Annotated in this window: 17 protein-coding genes and 1 tRNA gene; 10 read left to right on the top strand and 8 right to left on the bottom strand. The window is 53.3% G+C overall.

Going from position 1 to position 17,832, the window contains the following annotated elements; all coding sequences use genetic code 11:
- The 3 genes from ABYK60_RS01305 to ftsY all read right to left on the bottom strand — a co-directional run.
- On the bottom strand, positions 1–692 hold a 692-nt coding region (locus tag ABYK60_RS01305; protein ID WP_372870112.1), incomplete at its 3' end, for a cell division protein FtsX.
- A gap of 11 nt (positions 693–703) precedes the next feature.
- Positions 704–1,393, bottom strand: coding sequence for a cell division ATP-binding protein FtsE (ftsE, locus tag ABYK60_RS01300; RefSeq protein ID WP_372870110.1), 690 nt, complete (start codon positions 1,391–1,393; stop codon positions 704–706).
- Positions 1,390–2,847, bottom strand: a complete 1,458-nt coding sequence (gene ftsY, locus ABYK60_RS01295; RefSeq protein ID WP_372870108.1) for a signal recognition particle-docking protein FtsY — start codon at positions 2,845–2,847, stop codon at positions 1,390–1,392. The genes ftsE and ftsY overlap by 4 nt, the downstream gene beginning before the upstream one ends.
- Positions 2,848–3,022: 175 nt before the next feature.
- Here ftsY and rsmD point away from each other — a divergent pair, with 175 nt between their 5' ends.
- Together rsmD and ABYK60_RS01285 are read left to right on the top strand one after the other, a co-directional pair.
- Complete coding sequence (gene rsmD, locus ABYK60_RS01290; RefSeq protein ID WP_372870106.1) at positions 3,023–3,661, top strand: 16S rRNA (guanine(966)-N(2))-methyltransferase RsmD; 639 nt, start codon at positions 3,023–3,025, stop codon at positions 3,659–3,661.
- Positions 3,658–3,951: a DUF1145 domain-containing protein gene (locus tag ABYK60_RS01285; protein WP_372870104.1), complete on the top strand. Its 294-nt coding sequence runs from the start codon at positions 3,658–3,660 to the stop codon at positions 3,949–3,951. Before rsmD ends, ABYK60_RS01285 begins: the two co-directional genes overlap by 4 nt.
- A 76-nt stretch (positions 3,952–4,027) precedes the next feature.
- Here ABYK60_RS01285 and ABYK60_RS01280 read toward each other — a convergent pair whose 3' ends face one another.
- A complete protein-coding gene (locus tag ABYK60_RS01280; protein ID WP_372870102.1) occupies positions 4,028–4,591 on the bottom strand; it encodes a NapC/NirT family cytochrome c in 564 nt (187 codons plus the stop codon).
- A gap of 329 nt (positions 4,592–4,920) precedes the next feature.
- On the opposite strand from ABYK60_RS01280, the gene ABYK60_RS01275 reads away from it, so the two are divergent.
- The 7 genes from ABYK60_RS01275 (at position 4,921) to ABYK60_RS01245 (ending at position 12,595) form a co-directional block, all read left to right on the top strand.
- The gene (locus ABYK60_RS01275; protein WP_372870100.1) at positions 4,921–5,319 is read left to right on the top strand and encodes a hypothetical protein; all 399 of its coding nucleotides are present in this window, start codon (positions 4,921–4,923) and stop codon (positions 5,317–5,319) included.
- 71 nt (positions 5,320–5,390) lie between these two features.
- On the top strand, positions 5,391–5,816 hold the full coding sequence (locus ABYK60_RS01270; RefSeq protein WP_372870098.1) for a DUF2057 family protein: 426 nt from the start codon (positions 5,391–5,393) through the stop codon (positions 5,814–5,816).
- Positions 5,817–5,899: 83 nt separating this feature from the next.
- On the top strand, positions 5,900–6,313 hold the full coding sequence (locus tag ABYK60_RS01265; RefSeq protein ID WP_372870096.1) for a hypothetical protein: 414 nt from the start codon (positions 5,900–5,902) through the stop codon (positions 6,311–6,313).
- Between the two features lie 97 nt (positions 6,314–6,410).
- The gene (locus ABYK60_RS01260) at positions 6,411–6,770 is read left to right on the top strand and encodes a heavy metal-binding domain-containing protein (protein WP_372870094.1); all 360 of its coding nucleotides are present in this window, start codon (positions 6,411–6,413) and stop codon (positions 6,768–6,770) included.
- Positions 6,771–6,798: 28 nt separating this feature from the next.
- Positions 6,799–8,379, top strand: a complete 1,581-nt coding sequence (locus ABYK60_RS01255) for an efflux RND transporter periplasmic adaptor subunit (protein WP_372870092.1) — start codon at positions 6,799–6,801, stop codon at positions 8,377–8,379.
- A 10-nt stretch (positions 8,380–8,389) separates the two neighbouring features.
- Positions 8,390–11,539: an efflux RND transporter permease subunit gene (locus ABYK60_RS01250; RefSeq protein WP_372870091.1), complete on the top strand. Its 3,150-nt coding sequence runs from the start codon at positions 8,390–8,392 to the stop codon at positions 11,537–11,539.
- Positions 11,540–11,623: 84 nt separating this feature from the next.
- Positions 11,624–12,595 (top strand): ribonuclease T, encoded by a 972-nt coding sequence (locus ABYK60_RS01245; protein ID WP_372870089.1) that lies wholly within the window; start codon positions 11,624–11,626, stop codon positions 12,593–12,595.
- 1 nt (position 12,596) lies between these two features.
- On the opposite strand, the gene ABYK60_RS01240 is transcribed toward ABYK60_RS01245, so the two are convergent.
- Positions 12,597–13,373: a VOC family protein gene (locus ABYK60_RS01240; protein ID WP_372870087.1), complete on the bottom strand. Its 777-nt coding sequence runs from the start codon at positions 13,371–13,373 to the stop codon at positions 12,597–12,599.
- Positions 13,374–13,473: 100 nt separating this feature from the next.
- Here ABYK60_RS01240 and ABYK60_RS01235 point away from each other — a divergent pair, with 100 nt between their 5' ends.
- The gene (locus ABYK60_RS01235) at positions 13,474–13,899 is read left to right on the top strand and encodes a globin family protein (RefSeq protein ID WP_372870085.1); all 426 of its coding nucleotides are present in this window, start codon (positions 13,474–13,476) and stop codon (positions 13,897–13,899) included.
- Positions 13,900–13,921: 22 nt separating this feature from the next.
- Here the strand turns inward: ABYK60_RS01235 and ABYK60_RS01230 are convergent.
- From ABYK60_RS01230 to plsB, 3 genes are all read right to left on the bottom strand, one after another.
- Positions 13,922–13,995, bottom strand: a tRNA-Gly gene (locus tag ABYK60_RS01230).
- A 96-nt stretch (positions 13,996–14,091) separates the two neighbouring features.
- Complete coding sequence (gene mtr / locus ABYK60_RS01225) at positions 14,092–15,348, bottom strand: tryptophan permease (RefSeq protein WP_372870083.1); 1,257 nt, start codon at positions 15,346–15,348, stop codon at positions 14,092–14,094.
- The gene (gene plsB, locus ABYK60_RS01220) at positions 15,348–17,768 is read right to left on the bottom strand and encodes a glycerol-3-phosphate 1-O-acyltransferase PlsB (protein WP_372870081.1); all 2,421 of its coding nucleotides are present in this window, start codon (positions 17,766–17,768) and stop codon (positions 15,348–15,350) included. Before plsB ends, mtr begins: the two co-directional genes overlap by 1 nt.
- Positions 17,769–17,832 lie beyond the last annotated feature (64 nt).

Here is a 17,832-nt window from a genome sequence, read left to right as displayed (position 1 = left end):
CCCACCAGCTTCATCACTTCAATTTCACTGCGCCTGTTCATAATTGCCAGGCGAATGGTATTGCCAATAATCAGCACAACTGCCAGTACCAGCAATGCCGCTATGGCCATTACGGTGCGCTCCAGTAAACGGATCACCGCCTGCAGCCGCTCCAACCACTCGATATCGAGGCGGCCGAAGCTTACTTCCTGCTCACGCTCGAGCTTGCCCAGCAACTCTCTGGCTCCCACAGGGGTGGAGTATTTTACCGTCGGCGTGACGGTCACCACCGCAGGCAATGGATTGGCATCGAGATAAGACAGCGCCTCACCAAAGCCCGACAAACGTTGAAACTCGGCCAGGGCTTCGTCGCGATTGATATATTTCACCTCGGCGATTTCCGGGTACACCTTAATGCGGGATATCAAGCTCTGAATCGCCTGCTCGCTTCGGCCATCATCGATAAACAGTGAAATTTCGGCCGCACTGTTCCAGGACTGGGTAATGGTATCGGCATTCTTCACCAACACCTGCAATGCCGCCGGCAGGCTCAGACTTACGCCCAACACTGCCATGGTCATCATTGATGAAACCGGATTGCGCCACAGCTCGCCTATACTGGCCATTCCCTGCTGAATATGGCGGATAAAGAACATCACAATCTGGCCGGTAAAAGGTAGTTTGCTGCGGGTCAGCTCGCCGTGTTCACGCATGGTCAGCTCCTTTATTCGCCGCGACGCAGCGGCTCGCCAATCTCGCGCGCCCCCAGCATACGGCCCTGGCGCAGGGTCAGGGTGCGATATTTCATCCGGGCTATCAGGCCCAGATCGTGAGTAGCGATAAGCACAGTGGTACCGGCATCGTTAAAGGTCTCGAACAGCCGCAGAATATCCATCGATAACTTGGGGTCGAGGTTACCCGTAGGCTCATCTGCCAGCAGCAAGGCTGGCTTATTAACAATGGCACGGGCGATACCTACCCGTTGCTGCTCGCCGCCCGACAACATAATGGGGTTATGACGCTCTTTGCCGTACAGACCCACCATATCCAGTGCTGCTGCCACCCGTTTTTTAATTTCGCCATGGCTGAAACCCTCGATAACCAGCGGCAAGGCCACGTTATCGAACACACTTCTGTCCATCAGCAGGTGATGATTCTGGAAAATCATACCAATTTCACGGCGCAGATAAGGCACGTGGTGACGGCTGATATCGGCAATATCATGGCCATTGATATATACCTTACCGGCGCTGGCGCGCTCGATAACCGTAATTAGCTTAAGCAGGGTGCTCTTGCCTGCTCCCGAATGTCCGGTGAGGAAGGCCATCTCGCCGCGGCGCAAATGGAAATTCACATCGGACAGGGCTTTTTGCCCGCCGGAGTAGACCTTGCTGACCTGCTCAAATCGAATCATGGGTTATCCGTTTTCTCCTGACTGAACAGGGCATCGATAAAGTCGTGAGCATTGAACACCCGCAGATCGTCAATCTGCTCGCCAACGCCTATGTATCGGATAGGAATACCAAATTTATCGGCAATGGCAAAGATAACTCCGCCTTTTGCCGTACCATCGAGCTTGGTAATGGAGATGCCCGTTACGCCTACGGCTTCCTCGAACAGCTTGGCCTGACTGATGGCATTCTGACCTGTGCTCGCATCCAGCGTCAGCATCACCTCGTGGGGAGCACTCTCGTCGAGCTTCTTCATCACCCGCACTACTTTTTTCAGCTCTTCCATCAGGTGGCTCTTGTTCTGCAGACGGCCGGCGGTGTCACAAATAAGTACATCAACACCCTTGGCCTTGGCCGATTGCAGCGCATCAAACAACACCGAGGCACTGTCGGCACCGGTGTGCTGTGCCACCACAGGGATATTGTTTCGCTGGCCCCACACCTGCAATTGCTCAACCGCTGCGGCGCGGAAGGTATCACCGGCGGCGAGCATTACGCTCTTGCCCTGACTCTGATACTGCTTGGCGAGCTTACCAATGGTGGTGGTTTTCCCTACGCCGTTTACGCCCACCATCAGGATCACATAAGGGCCATCGGCATTTTCTGGCACCAGAGGCACGCTCACAGGCTCCAGGGTGCGCTGCATTTCTTCACGCAGCAGCTCGTACAGGGCTTCGGCGTCTTTCAGTTGCTTGCGACTGGCGTGCTCGGTCAGGCTGTTGATCAGCTTGGAAGTGGTTTCAACCCCCACGTCGGCGATCAGCAGCTGCTCTTCCAGTTCTTCAAACAGCTCATCATCAATTTTCTTACCACGGAACAGACCAATAAAGCCGCTGCCGATGTTCTCGCTGGTGCGCATCAAGCCGCGCTTCAAACGGGCAAAGAAGCCTTCTTTCACCGGCTTGGCCTGAGGTTCGGGCTGCACCTCAAGATCGGCTGCAGCCGCTTGCTCGGCGGCAATACGTTCAGCTTCGATACGCTCAGCTTCAAGACGAGCTGCTTCGGCCCGGGCGGCTTCGGCTTGCTCGGCTTCAACACGCTCAGCTTCAAGACGAGCGGCTTCAACACGCTCAGCTTCAAGACGAGCGGCCTCAGCTTGCTCAGCGGCAATACGTTCAGCTTCAACGCGTTCAACCTCAAGACGAGCCGCTTCGGCGCGGGCTGCTTCGGCTTGCTCAGCGGCAACACGCTCAGCCTCTACACGAGCGGCTTCGGCGCGGCCGGCGTCGGCTTGCTCGGCGGCTTGACGCTCAGCCTGGTCTGCTTGTTCGGCGGCAGCCTGTTCAACTGCGCCTTGCTCGGTGGCAATCTGTTCTTGTTGCGCCTGCTGGGCACTGGCGTGTTCTGATTCGGCCTGGTTTACGGCCGCATCATCCTTGTCCCGGCGAAACCAGGAGAAAAAACCTTTCTTTGACATCTGTTGTACCGGTCAGTGTTGGCTCAGGGCCGTTTGCGAAGCCGGTGGCTTCATCGGTCATTCCATGCCGTCCGGGAAGGTATCCCTGGGGATACGCTTTACGTTAAAATGACGGCCTTTTACGGGGTGGCCTAGTCTACCACTTTCTTTCTTCGGGCAAAATGACGGGGAACCAATGAACAGAAATCGTTCATCTGCCGGACGCGGTCAGGGTACTAAACCCAAATCCAGTGGCGCTTCGGGCACAGGGCAGGTACGGATCATCGGCGGCCAATGGCGCTCACGCAAGCTGCCAATCAAGGATCTGGAAGGGCTGCGCCCTACCACCGACCGGGTGCGAGAAACCCTGTTTAACTGGATAGCACCACATTTGCCCCATTCCCGGGTGCTGGATTGTTTTGGCGGTAGCGGTGCGCTGGCGCTCGAGGCCTTATCCCGCTATGCCAGCTTCGCCAAGGTGTTTGAGCTTCAACGTGACGCGGCTAATCAACTGAAAGCCAACCTGCAGACCTTAAAATGCGACAGCGCTGAGGTGGTCAATGGCGACACCCTCGCGCTGCTGGCCTCAGGCACTGGGGAAGGGTTTGATATCGTGTTTATCGATCCGCCATTCAGAAAGGGACTGGCGGAAGCAACCCTCAATGCCCTTAAGGCCCACAACTGGCTGAAAGAGGGAGCACTGGTGTATCTGGAAACCGAGAGTGAGCTGGCTGGCATGGCGTTGCCAGCGGGTTTTGATGAGCTAAAACATAAGCTCGCGGGCCAGGTGTGTTACCGCTTGCTGCAATTTAACACCGGAGAGCTAACCCAATGAAGTGGCTGACCATGCTTGGCAAACTGACAACCCTGGGCGCCTGGGTAATGATGGCTTATAACCTGTTTGTGCCCTTCGATGGCAATATCGGTACTCTGCTGAAAATCCTGCTGGGAGTGACTGTGGTAATGCACAGCTTTCAACTTGGGATTTTTCACCTGCTGTTCAAAAAGCTGCTGCCACTGAAGGGCGGCGACTATTTACAGGTGTTTACCTTTGGCGTGTTTGCACTGCTGGAATACCGCGCCAAGGCACTGGCCAGGTTTGAGGCCGAAGCGCGCCAGCGCTGATGTCGCTTTGAACCACAACCACCAAAAAGCCCCGCATTGCGGGGCTTTTTGCTATCACTATATCGCGCGACCGCTATCAGCTCTTTGGATAGGGGTGGGCAACGCCCTTGTGACAATCGATACAGGTCTTGCGCTTTTCAGGCTCTTTCTTGAAGTTGTTGCTGTGCATACGCACGGCCATCTTGCTCATGTTTTCAGACTGGTTCTCGTAAATACGATTGTGACAGTTCTGACAGGTAGAGGAATCGATAGCTCGCAGGTAATCACGGGCCAGTTCAGCCTGCTCTTTACGGTTGGCTTCGAGCCATTCCTGGGTATTGAAGCCATCGATGGTCAGGAAGCCGATAACGTCCTTGGACACAATGATTTTTTTCTTCAGGTAAGCGAAAGGCTCCTGAGCGATGTGGCACTGCTGACACTGAACAACAATACCGTTTTTGTTGTTGCCGTGTGCAGATTCCAGCACTTCGTTTTTAAGGGAATGATTGCTGTGACAGCTCATACAGAACTCGTCTGTACTGGTCATATGCAGTGTGGTTTGTGTCGCAAAGTAACCCACTACGCCAACCACAATACCTACCAACAACAGGGCAAATATTGAGTATTTCGCGCTGGGTTTGAATAGTGCACGCCAGTTCATCACTCTATCTCCAAAATCGGGTTATTGTTTTAGTGTGCCCATAGTAGGGTAATTCAGGTTTCGGAAATTTGACCGCAAGCGAAGTTTTTGAGCCTGTCCCCAAGTTTTGTATAGGTTTGAGATCCAGCGCAAACTTTGGCCACAAAATTGCATTTTCCTGATATTGCAACATAAAAACCTAAAATAAAGCACTGATACTTGCAAGCAGTACAACCTCCGGTAACCCAATAAACTCTTCTAAATGCCACACAGCAGAAAATTTCGTACATGTTTGGAACTATTGCTTAGCCACACCGGTCTGATTTATCGACACACTAACGGAGCCAACCATGAGCCTGAGATTGCCGCAACTGGCATTAAAACTCTTGCTGATTACTATGCTGCTGGGGCAAATGCTGATCCCGGTGCAGGCTCTTGTGTCTGTTGTGAATACACCAATGACCATGGAAGAAATACCCATGGGAGACATGGCTAACATGGCGCAGACGTCCAACGTCAGCCACATGAGCACCATGATGGTGACAGGTGAGCACGACACCGACTGTCAGACCCACTGCGCCAGCCACAGCGAATCCGACTGCGCCCGTCACTGCGCCTCGGCAATGGCTTTGCCAATATTGCCGCTTCACAGCACCCATCATCACCCCCAGGATGCCGTTGCCACTGCGTCCTGGAGCCTGATTGCCTTTATAGGTTCACTGCAAACTCCGCCGCCTGATTTGGCCTGAGTGTTTCCACACCCACGCAAAATTAACGTCGAATTTTTAGGGTACGCCTTTAGCGGCCCAGGAGTAATTGCATGAAAACCTTTATCAAATCTTTTGTTATCACCGCTGGCCTGCTGCTTTCTTCCCTCGCCAGTGCCGCCACTATCAACCTGCCACAGCAGCTGGGATTAGAGGCTGTGAATGGCGAGCGCGACATCACCAAACCACTGATGCTGCCCAAAGGCGACCACTTGCTGGAGCTGCGCTTTGCCGAGATGTACGCCAGCAACGCCGATGACTCCGGCCAGTGGCTGCGCTCAGGTCCGCTGTATTTGCCGCTGAGCGTAGGCGATGAGCAACTGCTGACACTCACGCTGCCCAAGCTCTATAGCTATGATGAAGCCAGACGTTTTCTCAAGGCGCCGAAAGCCACACTGAGCCGCGACGGCAAGTCGGACGGGCAAGTCATTATGCTCGACCACGCGGCTATGATGGCCAGGATGGCGGCAGCGCACTGAGCAACTGCAGCTTTGTGAGTAAAATCAATATCCATTTAAGCACGCTGTGGTAATATCGTCGCCGTTCATGGTCTGAGGTCTTTATGTCGCTGATGCTGCGTAAACCATTGCTGGTTATCTTTACCCTGCTTGCCCTTGCGGGTCAGGCATTGGTGGGTAATGGCCATGCTATGGTGATGTCAGCTGATATGGATATGGCCGAAACCATGGATAGCGCCTTAACGACAGGGCACCCGGAGATGGCAGATAAGCCACACGCCTGTTGTGACAATCAGGACATGACCATGCTTCCCGACTACAGCATGTCCTCCTGTTGTGACGGCGATGGTTTTTGTATGGGTGACTGCACCCATTGCCTGACCATCTCCATTAGCCTGAGTCTACCCGTTGCCAATTCCTGGCCAATGTCTTTCGGTCCGGAAGAAGCCCAAGCGTTGCCCTTGCCTCATTTCCACTCAATTGCGCCCACTGCCGCCTTCAAGCCGCCCAAAGCCTGAAAGCACATCCTGAAGTTACGCAATTAATTCAGCTTCTTTGAATATAAGGTCGTCGCAGCTATTCTCATTCTGCTGCTGACCCGAGTGGAGTATCTCTATGAAAACATTGATTGGCCTGTTTTTGGCCGCACTTTTATCTGTCACTATGTCAGTCAGCGCTCAGGCAACGCCTGCCCACGAGCACCACGGCCATCAGGCCGTCAGTGCCGAGACCGGAGGCAGCCACGCCTGCCCTATGCATCCTGAAGTTACCGGTAAAGCCGGCGACAACTGCCCCAAATGCGGCATGGATCTTGAGGCCAAGCACACCCATAAATGCCCCATGCATCCCCAGGTAACCGGGGTTGCCGGTGATTCCTGCCCTGACTGTGGCATGGATCTTGAGCCAGTGGGTGCCGCCAAGGGCGAGCACTGTGCCAACTGCCCGAAAAAATCCGAACATCACAAGCATCACTGACAGGCCAAGGGTGGAAATGAGGTTAACTATGAACACGAAAAAGCAAAAAAGCGCACTGCTGCTCCTGGGCGTCAGCATCGCCTTTGGTCCCGGCATGCCTGCCATGGTGCTTGCCGAAGGCTCCCAGCCTACTGCAGCAACAGAAGCTGGCCAAGCCAGCGTCTATCACTGCCCTATGCACCCTGAAGTGGAAAGCCACGAACCCGGACGTTGCCCCAAGTGCAAGATGTTCCTGGTACCCGGTGCTGGTGCATCGGCTCAAACCAGCGGACCACTGGCCACCGAACAAAAAACCTATACCTGCCCGATGCATCCCGAGGTGGAAAGCCATGAACCCGGACGTTGCCCCAAATGCAAGATGTTCCTGGTAGAAAAAGAAGAGGAAGAAGAAGCCGATCCCCACGCTGACCACAAGCCAGCTGAAGATCACAGCGCCCATCAGGCCGCACAGAAAGACATTTTCGCCAAACCAGCTGCCAGCCCGATGGAAGGCGGCAAGGTTAAGTATGTTTGCCCGATGCACGCCCATATCATCAGCGATGAGCCCGGCAGTTGCCCCATTTGCGGTATGGATCTCGAAAAAGTGGAAATGGGCGCCGGACAAGAGGTGCAGGTTGATGTTTCCGGCAGCATGCAACAGGCGCTGGCACTGCGGGTCGCCAAGGCTGAACGCGAAACCCTGTGGCGCTTTGTCTCCACCGTGGGCCAGGTTGGTTACGATGAAAGCCAACTGGTGCACGTTCACGCCCGCGTCAACGGCTGGATTGAAAAGCTACAGGTGAATGCCGTAGGCGACAAGGTTACCAAGGGCCAGTTACTGTATGAAATCTACTCCCCTGACCTGGTCAATGCCCAGGACGACTACCTGCTGGCAATGGATACCCTGAAAAAATCCGGCGATGCCGAACGTTATAAGGAACTGGTGCGTAAAGCAGGACTGCGCCTCGAACTGCTGGGCATGAACGAAGCCCAGGTGATCGCGCTGGCCAAGTCAGGCAAGACTCAATATCGGGTGCCTTTCTATGCCCGTGAATCCGGAGTCATCACCGCGCTGAATGTGCGTGAAGGCATGTATATCCAGCCAATGACCGAGATGCTGGAGCTGGCCGACATCAGCAAGGTATGGGTGATTGCCGATGTATTTGAAAATGAACAGAGCTGGCTGAAGGTCGGTCAGGGAGCTGAAGTGGCCGTACCCGCCATGGGTATGACCGGTGTTGAAGGCAGCATCGACTACATCTATCCGGAGCTGGACCCCGTGACCCGCAGCCTGCGTGTTCGGGTGGTGCTGACCAACAACAACAAAGAACTCAGGCCCAACACCCTCGCCAAGGTCAAGCTCTATGGTGGCCCCAAGCGTGACGTACTGGCTATTCCACAGGAAGCCCTTATCCAGACTGGCAGCCAGAATCGGGTGATAGTAAAGAACTCGGACAACAGCTTTGTTGCCAAAGAAGTTGGCGTAGGCATGCTGTCTCAGGGCAAAGCTGAAATCCTCTCCGGGCTTGATGAAGGGGATTTGGTGGTTACTTCCGGCCAATTCCTGCTCGATTCCGAAGCCAGTCTCAAGGGCAGTTTGATGCGCCTTGGCAGCGGCCATCAGCACTAGGAGGCAAGCCATGTTGGATTACATTATCAAGTCCTCCATCCGCCAGCGATTTATGGTGCTGGTGGTGGCGCTGATGGTCACCCTCTGGGGTGTGAATGAGCTGAAAAAGACTCCTCTGGATGCCCTGCCTGACTTATCGGATGTACAGGTCATCATTAAAACCAGCTACCCGGGCCAGGCGCCCAAACTGGTTGAGGAGCAGGTCACTTATCCCCTGTCCACTGCCATGTTGGCGGTGCCCGGGGCCAAAACCGTGCGTGGCTTCTCCATGTTCGGCGACTCTTATGTTTACGTGATTTTTGAAGATGGTACCGACATCTACTGGGCCCGCTCCCGGGTACTTGAGTATTTGAGTCAGGTTCGAACCCGACTGCCAGCCGGCGTTGAGCCTTCGTTGGGACCCGACGCCTCAGGTGTAGGTTGGGTGTTCGAGTACGCCCTGGTCGACAGAAGTGGCAGCCTGGACTTATCCCAGCTGAAAAGCCTGCAGGACTGGTATCTGAAACTGGAATTGCAAAGTGTGGCCGGAGTGTCAGAAGTGGCCACCGTTGGCGGCATGGAACAGACCTACCAAATCGTGCTGGAGCCGGACAAGCTTGCCATCTATAAGCTGGACATAGCCGCCATCAAGGACGCCATCACCCGCGCCAACGGCGAGGCCGGCGGCAGCGTTGTGGAAATGGCCGAAGCCGAATATATGGTGAGAGCAAAGGGCTACCGCCAGACACTGGATGATTTCCGCGAAATTCCGCTTGGGATCACCACCACCGCCGGAACACCGCTACAGCTTAAAGACGTGGCTACCATCCGCAAAGGCCCTGCGTCCCGTCGCGGTATTGCTGAGCTGGACGGTGAAGGCGAAGTTGTCGGTGGCATTATCGTGATGCGCTACGGTGAAAACGCGCTGGCCACCATTGATGCAGTGAAAGCCAAGCTGGAAGAGCTCAAAGGCGGCCTGCCCAAGGGTGTGGAAATTGTGCCCACCTATGACCGTTCACAGCTGATTGAAAATTCGGTAGATAACCTCTTCAGCAAGGTGGTGGAGGAGATGCTGGTTGTGGGCTTGGTGTGTCTGGTATTCCTGCTGCACGCCCGCTCTACCCTGGTGGCTGTTTTTACCCTGCCGTTGTCGATTCTTATCGCCTTTATTGTGATGAACCACATGGGCGTTAACGCCAACATTATGAGTCTGGGGGGTATCGCCATTGCCATTGGTGCTGTAGTGGACGGCGCCATTGTGATGATAGAAAACCTGCACAAACACTTAGAGCACTTCCGAGCCAGGCACCACAGAGACCCAACCCCAAAAGAGCACTGGGAAGTGGTTACCGAGGCCTCACTTGAGGTGGGCCCTGCACTGTTTTTCTCACTGCTTATCATCACCTTAAGCTTTATTCCCGTGTTTGCACTGGAAGCTCAGGAAGGGCGACTGTTCGCTCCGCTGGCGTACACCAAAACCTTCGCTATGGCGGCGGCATCGGTGCTGGCTATCACCCTGGTGCCTGTGCTGATGGGCTACTTTATTCGCGGCAAAATCCCCTCGGAAGAGGCCAACCCTATCAGCCGCTTCCTGATAGCCCTGTATAAGCCTGCGCTGAACAAGGTGTTGGATTTTCCCAAGCTCACCCTGTTTGTGGCACTGATTGCCCTTGCCAGTGTCTTGTATCCGGTGAGCCGCATGGGCAGCGAATTCATGCCCGAACTGGAAGAAGGTGACCTGCTGTACATGCCAACGGCACTGCCCGGCATCAGTGCAGGCAAGGCCGCAGAAGTGTTGCAACAAACCGACAGGCTGATTAAAACCGTTCCCGAAGTGTCACGGGTGTTTGGCAAAATCGGTCGCGCCGAATCAGCCACTGACCCGGCGCCGCTGACCATGCTGGAAACTACCATCATGCTCAAGCCTCGGGATAAATGGCGCGAAGGCATGACGCTGGATGGCGTCATCGAGCAGTTGCAGCAAACGGTACGGGTACCCGGCCTGACCAATGCCTGGGTTCAGCCCATCAAGACCCGCATCGACATGCTGTCTACCGGCATTAAAACCCCGGTAGGTATCAAGATCACCGGCGCCGATGTAGATGAACTGCAAACTATTGGAGCCAATGTCGAGGCTATTCTGGCCAAGTTGCCCAACACCCGCTCAGCCTACGCCGAACGGGTTGGCGGTGGCCGTTACATCGACATCAGCCCTAAGCTGAATGTGGCATCGCGTTACGGCATGACCCTGACTGATATCCAGGATGTGGTGCGTTACGCTATCGGCGGTATGAACATAGGAGAATCGGTGCAGGGGGCAGAACGCTACCCGATAAACCTGCGTTATCCGCGGGAGCTGAGGGACAACATTGAAAAACTCAGAGATCTGCCGGTAATCACCAAATCCGGCCATTATCTGCCACTGGGTAATTTGGCCGATATCCAAATAACCGATGGTCCGCCGATGCTCAAGAGCGAAAATGGTCGCCTGATTTCATGGGTGTTCGTGGATATCAAGGGCACATCCATAGGACAGTACATCAATGCCGCCAAAGAGGTGCTGGATCAAGAGCTCACTTTGCCTTCCAGATACAGCTACAGCTTTGCCGGGCAGTATGAATACATGCAGCGGGTCGATGCCAAACTCAAGCAAGTGGTACCGCTCGCCATTGGCATTATCTTCATTCTGCTGATGCTGACCTTCGGCTCGGGTAAACAGGCCAGCATGATCATGCTGAGTTTGCCCTTCGCCCTGGTGGGCAGCACCTGGCTTCTGTATCTGCTGGACTACAACATGTCGGTGGCCGTGGCCGTAGGCATGATAGCGCTGGCCGGGGTTGCTGCCGAGTTTGGGGTGGTCATGCTGGTATATCTCAACAACGCTATCAAACAAAAGCAGGGGCTGGGACAACTACAGCAAGAGTCCGACTTGCGCGCGGCGCTGATTGAAGGTGCCGTGATGCGTATCCGCCCCAAGGCGATGACGGTGGCGACCATCTTCTTTGGTCTGCTGCCCATAATGTGGGGGGCGGGTTCCGGCAATGATGTGATGCAGAAAATCGCCGCGCCTATGGTGGGCGGTATGGTGACGGCACCACTGTTGTCTCTGTTTGTGTTGCCGGCCCTGTATCTGCTGGTTTACCGACGTATGCCATTTGGAAAAAGTCAGGATAATACCTAAGTCTAGTTATTGATCTGTAAGGCTTCCTCTTCGGGGGAAGCCTGATAAACTAATCGCAATCTGTTGTTGTGGGTTTATCAAAATATGGTCTTGTTGCGGCGCCTTATCCCGCTGTTTTCCCTGTGTCTGATAGCTCCGGCAACAGCAGACACTTTTCTTGCTGACCAACACTGCCCCCTGTATCAGTCGAAGAACAAACTCACTAACCCGGGTGAGATGATGACTGTGCCAGGACAAAGCTATACCGTGCTTCAAGTGCTGGGTAATCCGAAGCGACCTGACTGGGTACGTCTGGAAACCGCCGCCCTCACCTCCCCTGAGCGTTGGGTGAACGGACGCTGTGGAACAATAGCGCAACAACAAAGCAGCGCCGACAGCGGCCGCTGTGATGCGGCAGGCGAGCAGGACAGCCATATTCTGGCATTAAGCTGGCAAGGTGCCTTTTGTGAACTTTACGGCCAGGGCAAGCGTGAATGCCATGCACTTCAAAGCAGCCCTGACGATGCCCGCTGGCAATCACTCACCCTCCATGGCCTGTGGCCCAATAAAGCCAGCTGTGGCACCGACTATGGGTTTTGTGGCTCAGTGCGCCAAAAGGCCAGGGGCTTTTGTCACTATCCGGCCCTGACCTTAAGCAGGGAAGCCGAAACAACACTGGCAGGGGTGATGCCCTCGGCTGAATTTGACACCTGTCTGGATCGCCATCAATGGTGGAAGCACGGCAGCTGCCAAACAATGGATGCCAGCCATTACTTTATAGAGGCGGCAAGGCTTACCCAACTGGTGAACAACAGCCGCATGGCAAAAGAACTGGCTCGAAGCAGTGGCAAAATGCAGACCACGGCCAATTTACGCAAGCTGTTTATCGAAGAATTTGGCCAGCACAGTGGCAAGCGGGTTAGCTTTCATTGCAGCCGCGGCCTGCTGACTGAGGTACGTCTGAGTCTGCCAGACTCGCTCGACAGTTCAGTGGAAATAAAGCACTTAATGGAGCGAAACGCCCCCAATCTCAGAGACAGCTGTCCAGCAAGCTTTTTGATAGATAAGCCGGGTTAACTCAGCTTTCCTGTAGTGCAATGACAGAAAACACCCCGCCATCGGGATCTTTAAGTACAGCAAAACGCCCGACGCCCGGGATCTTGGTTGGCGGGACACAGACGGTACCGCCGAGTTTTTTGGCCCGCAGGGCATAGTCATCACAATCCAATACCTGAAAATACAGCATCCAGTGAGGTGGCATATCTCCCCACTCAGGTGTCATCTCCAACATCCCACCATGGGCCTCCCCCGACACCAGCCACTCACTATATGGCATATCTGTAATGTCACTATCCCGGTAATCCCAGCCAAACACATCAGAGTAGAACTTATGCGCAGCCGACGGCGCGCGACTTGCCAATTCAATCCAACACAAGGTGCCGGGTTCACTCCTGCGCTTTGCACCTATGTGGCGGTTGGATTGCCAAACGGCAAAATGTGCCCCTTCAGCATCGGTCAATTGAGCCATTCGGCCAGCCAAACCTATGTCATGAGGCCCCATCACCAATTGCCCACCGGCTGCAACCACTTTTGAAATGGTCAGTTCCACGTCCTCAGTCGCGAAGTAGATACTCCATTGGGTTTTCGAGTCATCGGCCGATATTTCAGACACCTGATAGATAGCCCCCAGATCATCACCATCGAGTGTAAACATAGAAAATTCAGTGCCCGGCAAGGCCACATCAGCAATCTCCCAACCGAACAGATCACGATAAAAACATTTGGCTCCTTGCCAGTCATGGGTTGCCAATTCGCTCCAACATGGCTGGCCGGGCATATATCCATTAACCCTCATAGTAACATCCACATTATCAACAGGTATTTGATATACAAGTTAAGTTGCCAGCCAAAAATTTGTCTATGCTTAAGGGAAATTTTTCAAGAAAGGAACCATTATGTCGTTGACAGAACAGCAGATTAGATTGATTCAACGATCATTTGATTTGGTTCGCCCGATTTCGGATGCTGCAGCGGCGCTGTTTTACCAAAACTTGTTTGAAATAGATCCGTCACTGCGTCAGCTGTTCAAATCTGACTTGCATAATCAGGGACGCAAGCTAATGGCAATGCTGGATGCGGCTGTGAAAGGACTCAACCAGCCCGATAAACTGGTTCCCGTGTTGGAACAACTGGCTCGCAGACATATTCAATATGGTGTAAAGACCAGCCACTTTTCCCCCGTGGGTAACGCATTACTTTATACCCTGGCTGAAGGTCTGGAAGATGAGTTTACACCCGAAACCAAGGCAGCCTGGATAGCTGTGCTGCATCTGGTGGCAGATGTGATGAAAGCAGAAATGAAGCGTCAGGGATGTAGCTGATTACGAACACGGATAAGGAATCTGGAGCGGGTGAAGGGAATCGAACCCTCGTATGCAGCTTGGGAAGCTGCCGTTCTACCATTGAACTACACCCGCAGAACAAGGATACAAATTACTGAATCTTATGAATTTGTCAAGAGAGCTCGCGCACAAAACCCTGGTTTGCAACGCAAGCATCTCTGTCGTTTTAGTTTATTTGAAAAGCGGTAACAACTCCGCCATCGCCAATAAATGGCAAGCCGCCGTTAACACTCCAAACGCTATCACCAGATAAATCACCCCATTGCCTCCCGGCACTACAAAGCCCTGATAGTTTGGCTCTCGGCTTCGCAGTTTAAAGGCCATCATACCTGGTACCAACAAGGTCCAAACCGTTGCTGCCAGCGCCGCAAAACCAATGGCGATTAAAAAGCCATTGGGAAACAGGATACCGAGCAAAGTAGGTGGTAAAAAGGTAACAGCCGCAGTTTTCAGCCTGCCGGTGCGGCTATCGGTAAAACCAAACAAATCAGCCAGGTAGTCAAACAACCCCAGGGTCACCCCCAGGAAGGATGAAGCCACAGCCAAATTGGCAAATAAGGTCAGCATCTTACCCAGCCATTCACTGGCCATGACGCCGGATAGCGCCGACACCAACACGCCCATATTGCCGCCCTGAGCAATGATTTCACTGAACTGACTGCGAGGCAGATTCCCCATGGCCGCAAGCAACCAGCACACATAAATCACCAGCGCAATAAAAGTGCCTATTGCAATGGCTTTGATGATAACCGAGGGTTGTTTGCCGTAGTACTTTACCAGGGAAGGCACATTGCCATGATAACCAAAACTGGCAAGACCAAAGGGAATTGCGGCCCACAAAAATGGAGCAAAACGCGGCTCACTATCGGGGGAAAACAGCTTGAGAGTATCTACTTCAATCAGCAGATTGCCTACAGCAAGAAAGAAAGTAATCACCATGCCACCCAGCATTATGGTGGTAATCCTGTCCACGGCGCGGGTGCTGATCATCACGACAGCCGCCAGCACCAGTGCAAACACCAGCCCTGCTACACTTTGGGGCAGACTTATGCCGAGGCCTTCCAGGCTATGATTCACAATAGAGCCACCGCCACTGATATAGGCGTAGGTAAGGATGTAGAGTACAAAAGCGATGGACAGGCCATTCACTATCCGGCCAAAACGCCCCAGGGTGTCACGGGTCAGGGTGTCGAAACTGGCACCGGGCTCATATCTTAAGTTGGTTTCCAAAAGCAGTAAGCCTGAGGTCAACATACACAGCCAAATGACTACCATCAGCACCAAAGACCATCCAAACCACATACCAGCACCCACTACCGGCAGCGAAAACATCCCCGCACCTACGGTAGTACCGGCGATGATCATCGCACCACCAAGCAAAGACGGTGCCTTTGCTCCGTGGCTGGCCGCATTCATATGATTCGCCATCAGTCTTGCTCCTGATTCACCGTATCGATAATGGTTTGGCGGACAGAACCACGTAATAAACCATTCACGTGATCTCGAATATTACGTGCTTTGCCACCATCCGCTTTATCAGATAAATAGCCAAGCTCTTTTAGCTTGCTGGACAAGAGCGCATAGAGTTTCTTGTCGTAAAATTCAGGCGCCGTCACGCCATGGATAGCACCCAAACGGCTCGCGAGGCGATGGCTGTGGAATTCAAGATCAGAGCGTTCCATATCAGGGGATTTAGCCAACAGGTTAAAGATCACCGCATAACGTTGAAGGGTTTCTGAAACCACACCGGCCAGCAGCATCAACTGACCGATACGCTCATCAACCAACTGCAATGTTTCATCGCCGGTAACCAGCCCTTCCGCCTTAAAAGATGCCAACAGCGAGTCCACATAGGCAGAAAGATCCTGGATGCCCATAAACAATTCAGATTTCAATAACGGGTAACATTCGGCCACCAATTCATGCAGTTCTGCGCGGCCGATACGCTCATGTCGCACCATGATGGTAGCCAGCAATGATGGCACCACAAACATATGAATGATGTTATTTCGGTAGTAGGTCATTGAAGTTGCCTGCGCATCTTCAATAGAGATGATAGAACCCAATCCATCACGGGTTTCGACCAGCTTATTCAGCTCAAGCCCTCTGTCGACCAGATCTTTACCTTCACCCTCCGCCACCGAAGCATAATTAGTATAAGGAACAGCCTTGAGCAGATGCAGATAGAGATCCAGCTGACGTTCTAATTGGCCTCTTTCCAACGCATTTTGTTCTGATGCGAGCAACACCATACTGGACAGGGTAACCGAGCTTGCGGCGGCCGCGTTATTTATGCGGGACATCACCCTGTTCGCAAGGGCGTTCACCACCGGAGTCAACCAACTAGGCTTCTGCTCCGGATCTTCACTCACCTGCTCGCGCCAGTCAGGCACCTTTTCAGAGAGGAAGTTTTGCAACGTAATGGGTTCACCGAAATTCACATAGCCACGACCAAAGTTGCCCAGTTTACGGATAGCCCCAAATACTTGCCAGACTGATTCTTTTTCCTTTTTCTTACCGGAAAGCTCTTTATGGTAAGTAGCCACTTCCATCACGTGGTCATAGCCAAGATACACGGGCACCAGAGTCACAGGGCGCTCAATACCCCGGATTACAGACGAAAGCGTCATCGCCAGCATTCCCGTCTTGGGTGCCAGCAAGCGACCGGTACGGGAGCGTCCGCCTTCAGTGAAGTATTCCACTGAATAACCTTTGGCAAACAACTGATCGAGGTACTCTCGGAACACCGCAGTGTACAGCTTATTACCATTAAAACTGCGGCGGATAAAGAAGGCGCCACCACGGCGGAACATAGGGCCGGCGGGCCAGAAATTCAAATTTATGCCCGCGGCAATGTGGGGCGGCACCATGCCTTGGTAATAAAGAATGTAAGACAGCAGCAGATAGTCCATATGCGAGCGGTGGCATGGTACATACACGATTTCATGCCCATCATGATGCAACTGACGGATCTGCTCAGCACCCTTTATGCTGATACCTTTATAAAGCTTATTCCAAAGCCAGGTAAGAAAGCGCTCAGCGATACGCACCAGGCTGTCAGAGTAATCGGCTGCAATTTCGTCCAGATACTCAATGGCAGTTTCACGGGCCTTTTCTTCAGAAATCTTTTTGCTGGCGGCCTCTTCGGCAATGGCCTTCTTGAGGTTCTCGGACTTAAGCAGTGCATGAAACATCGCCTGACGGTTAGGCAACACAGGTCCTGTCATGACTTTACGCTGTCGGCGGAAGTGAACCCTGGCGACCCTGGCAAGTTTATGAGCGATACGCTTGTCGGTACCGTGTTCATCTGCCATGTGTCGGAGGGACACTGCGCGGGAAAATTGCACAAAGTTGTGACGACCCAAAAACAAGATCATCAGACACTTCCGTAGCCAGGTTGGATCTTCGCGCTCCAGCACAGCGGCTCGCATACTGTCATCTTCTTTACCCGGCGTACGGCCCCAATAAAGACTCACAGGAACCAACTGTATATCCAGTTCCTTCTGCTGACGATGCAAGGCGAGCAACTGCAAAAATGTCTGCAAAAATGGCTCATTGCTTTCACGCTTGCCAAAAAGAGGCTTACCACCTTCAAGACAGACAACACGCGGAGTCTGAACACCATTGAGCTGTAACGGCTCGTAGGGACTGGGAAGACCAAGTTTTACGGTACTGTCATGGAGTGCAGCGATATCACTCACTGACTCAGTCTTCATCACATAGACCAGTGGTCTGGCGGGATCCAGATTCAAATCGGAGAATGGGTCCTGAGGCACCACTATGGTATGCACCAGCCATTTCTGGATCCAACGCAGAGATTTAAACCAAATTGAGTCGTGTACAGGCATGCTTTCAGGTACCAGGCTTCTATTGATAGCGGCATAGAATATCAGACAGCCATATCCCTCCGCC

The sequence above is a fragment of the Shewanella sp. genome, assembly GCF_041630135.1.
Classification (GTDB): domain Bacteria; phylum Pseudomonadota; class Gammaproteobacteria; order Enterobacterales; family Shewanellaceae; genus Shewanella.
This window is presented reverse-complemented; position numbering and strand designations above follow the sequence as displayed.

What these genes read in the sequence shown, in the direction of transcription:
- ABYK60_RS01240 (WP_372870087.1), bottom strand. Translation starts at nt 13,373, where the DNA reads ATGAGGGTTAATGGATATATGCCCGGCCAGCCATGTTGGAGCGAATTG.
- ABYK60_RS01280 (WP_372870102.1), bottom strand. Translation starts at nt 4,591, where the DNA reads ATGAACTGGCGTGCACTATTCAAACCCAGCGCGAAATACTCAATATTT.
- ftsY (WP_372870108.1), bottom strand. Translation starts at nt 2,847, where the DNA reads ATGTCAAAGAAAGGTTTTTTCTCCTGGTTTCGCCGGGACAAGGATGAT.
- ABYK60_RS01235 (WP_372870085.1), top strand. Translation starts at nt 13,474, where the DNA reads ATGTCGTTGACAGAACAGCAGATTAGATTGATTCAACGATCATTTGAT.
- ftsE (WP_372870110.1), bottom strand. Translation starts at nt 1,393, where the DNA reads ATGATTCGATTTGAGCAGGTCAGCAAGGTCTACTCCGGCGGGCAAAAA.
- mtr (WP_372870083.1), bottom strand. Translation starts at nt 15,348, where the DNA reads ATGGCGAATCATATGAATGCGGCCAGCCACGGAGCAAAGGCACCGTCT.
- ABYK60_RS01255 (WP_372870092.1), top strand. Translation starts at nt 6,799, where the DNA reads ATGAACACGAAAAAGCAAAAAAGCGCACTGCTGCTCCTGGGCGTCAGC.
- ABYK60_RS01260 (WP_372870094.1), top strand. Translation starts at nt 6,411, where the DNA reads ATGAAAACATTGATTGGCCTGTTTTTGGCCGCACTTTTATCTGTCACT.
- ABYK60_RS01250 (WP_372870091.1), top strand. Translation starts at nt 8,390, where the DNA reads ATGTTGGATTACATTATCAAGTCCTCCATCCGCCAGCGATTTATGGTG.
- ABYK60_RS01285 (WP_372870104.1), top strand. Translation starts at nt 3,658, where the DNA reads ATGAAGTGGCTGACCATGCTTGGCAAACTGACAACCCTGGGCGCCTGG.
- rsmD (WP_372870106.1), top strand. Translation starts at nt 3,023, where the DNA reads ATGAACAGAAATCGTTCATCTGCCGGACGCGGTCAGGGTACTAAACCC.
- ABYK60_RS01270 (WP_372870098.1), top strand. Translation starts at nt 5,391, where the DNA reads ATGAAAACCTTTATCAAATCTTTTGTTATCACCGCTGGCCTGCTGCTT.
- ABYK60_RS01275 (WP_372870100.1), top strand. Translation starts at nt 4,921, where the DNA reads ATGAGCCTGAGATTGCCGCAACTGGCATTAAAACTCTTGCTGATTACT.
- ABYK60_RS01245 (WP_372870089.1), top strand. Translation starts at nt 11,624, where the DNA reads ATGGTCTTGTTGCGGCGCCTTATCCCGCTGTTTTCCCTGTGTCTGATA.
- plsB (WP_372870081.1), bottom strand. Translation starts at nt 17,768, where the DNA reads ATGCCTGTACACGACTCAATTTGGTTTAAATCTCTGCGTTGGATCCAG.
- ABYK60_RS01265 (WP_372870096.1), top strand. Translation starts at nt 5,900, where the DNA reads ATGTCGCTGATGCTGCGTAAACCATTGCTGGTTATCTTTACCCTGCTT.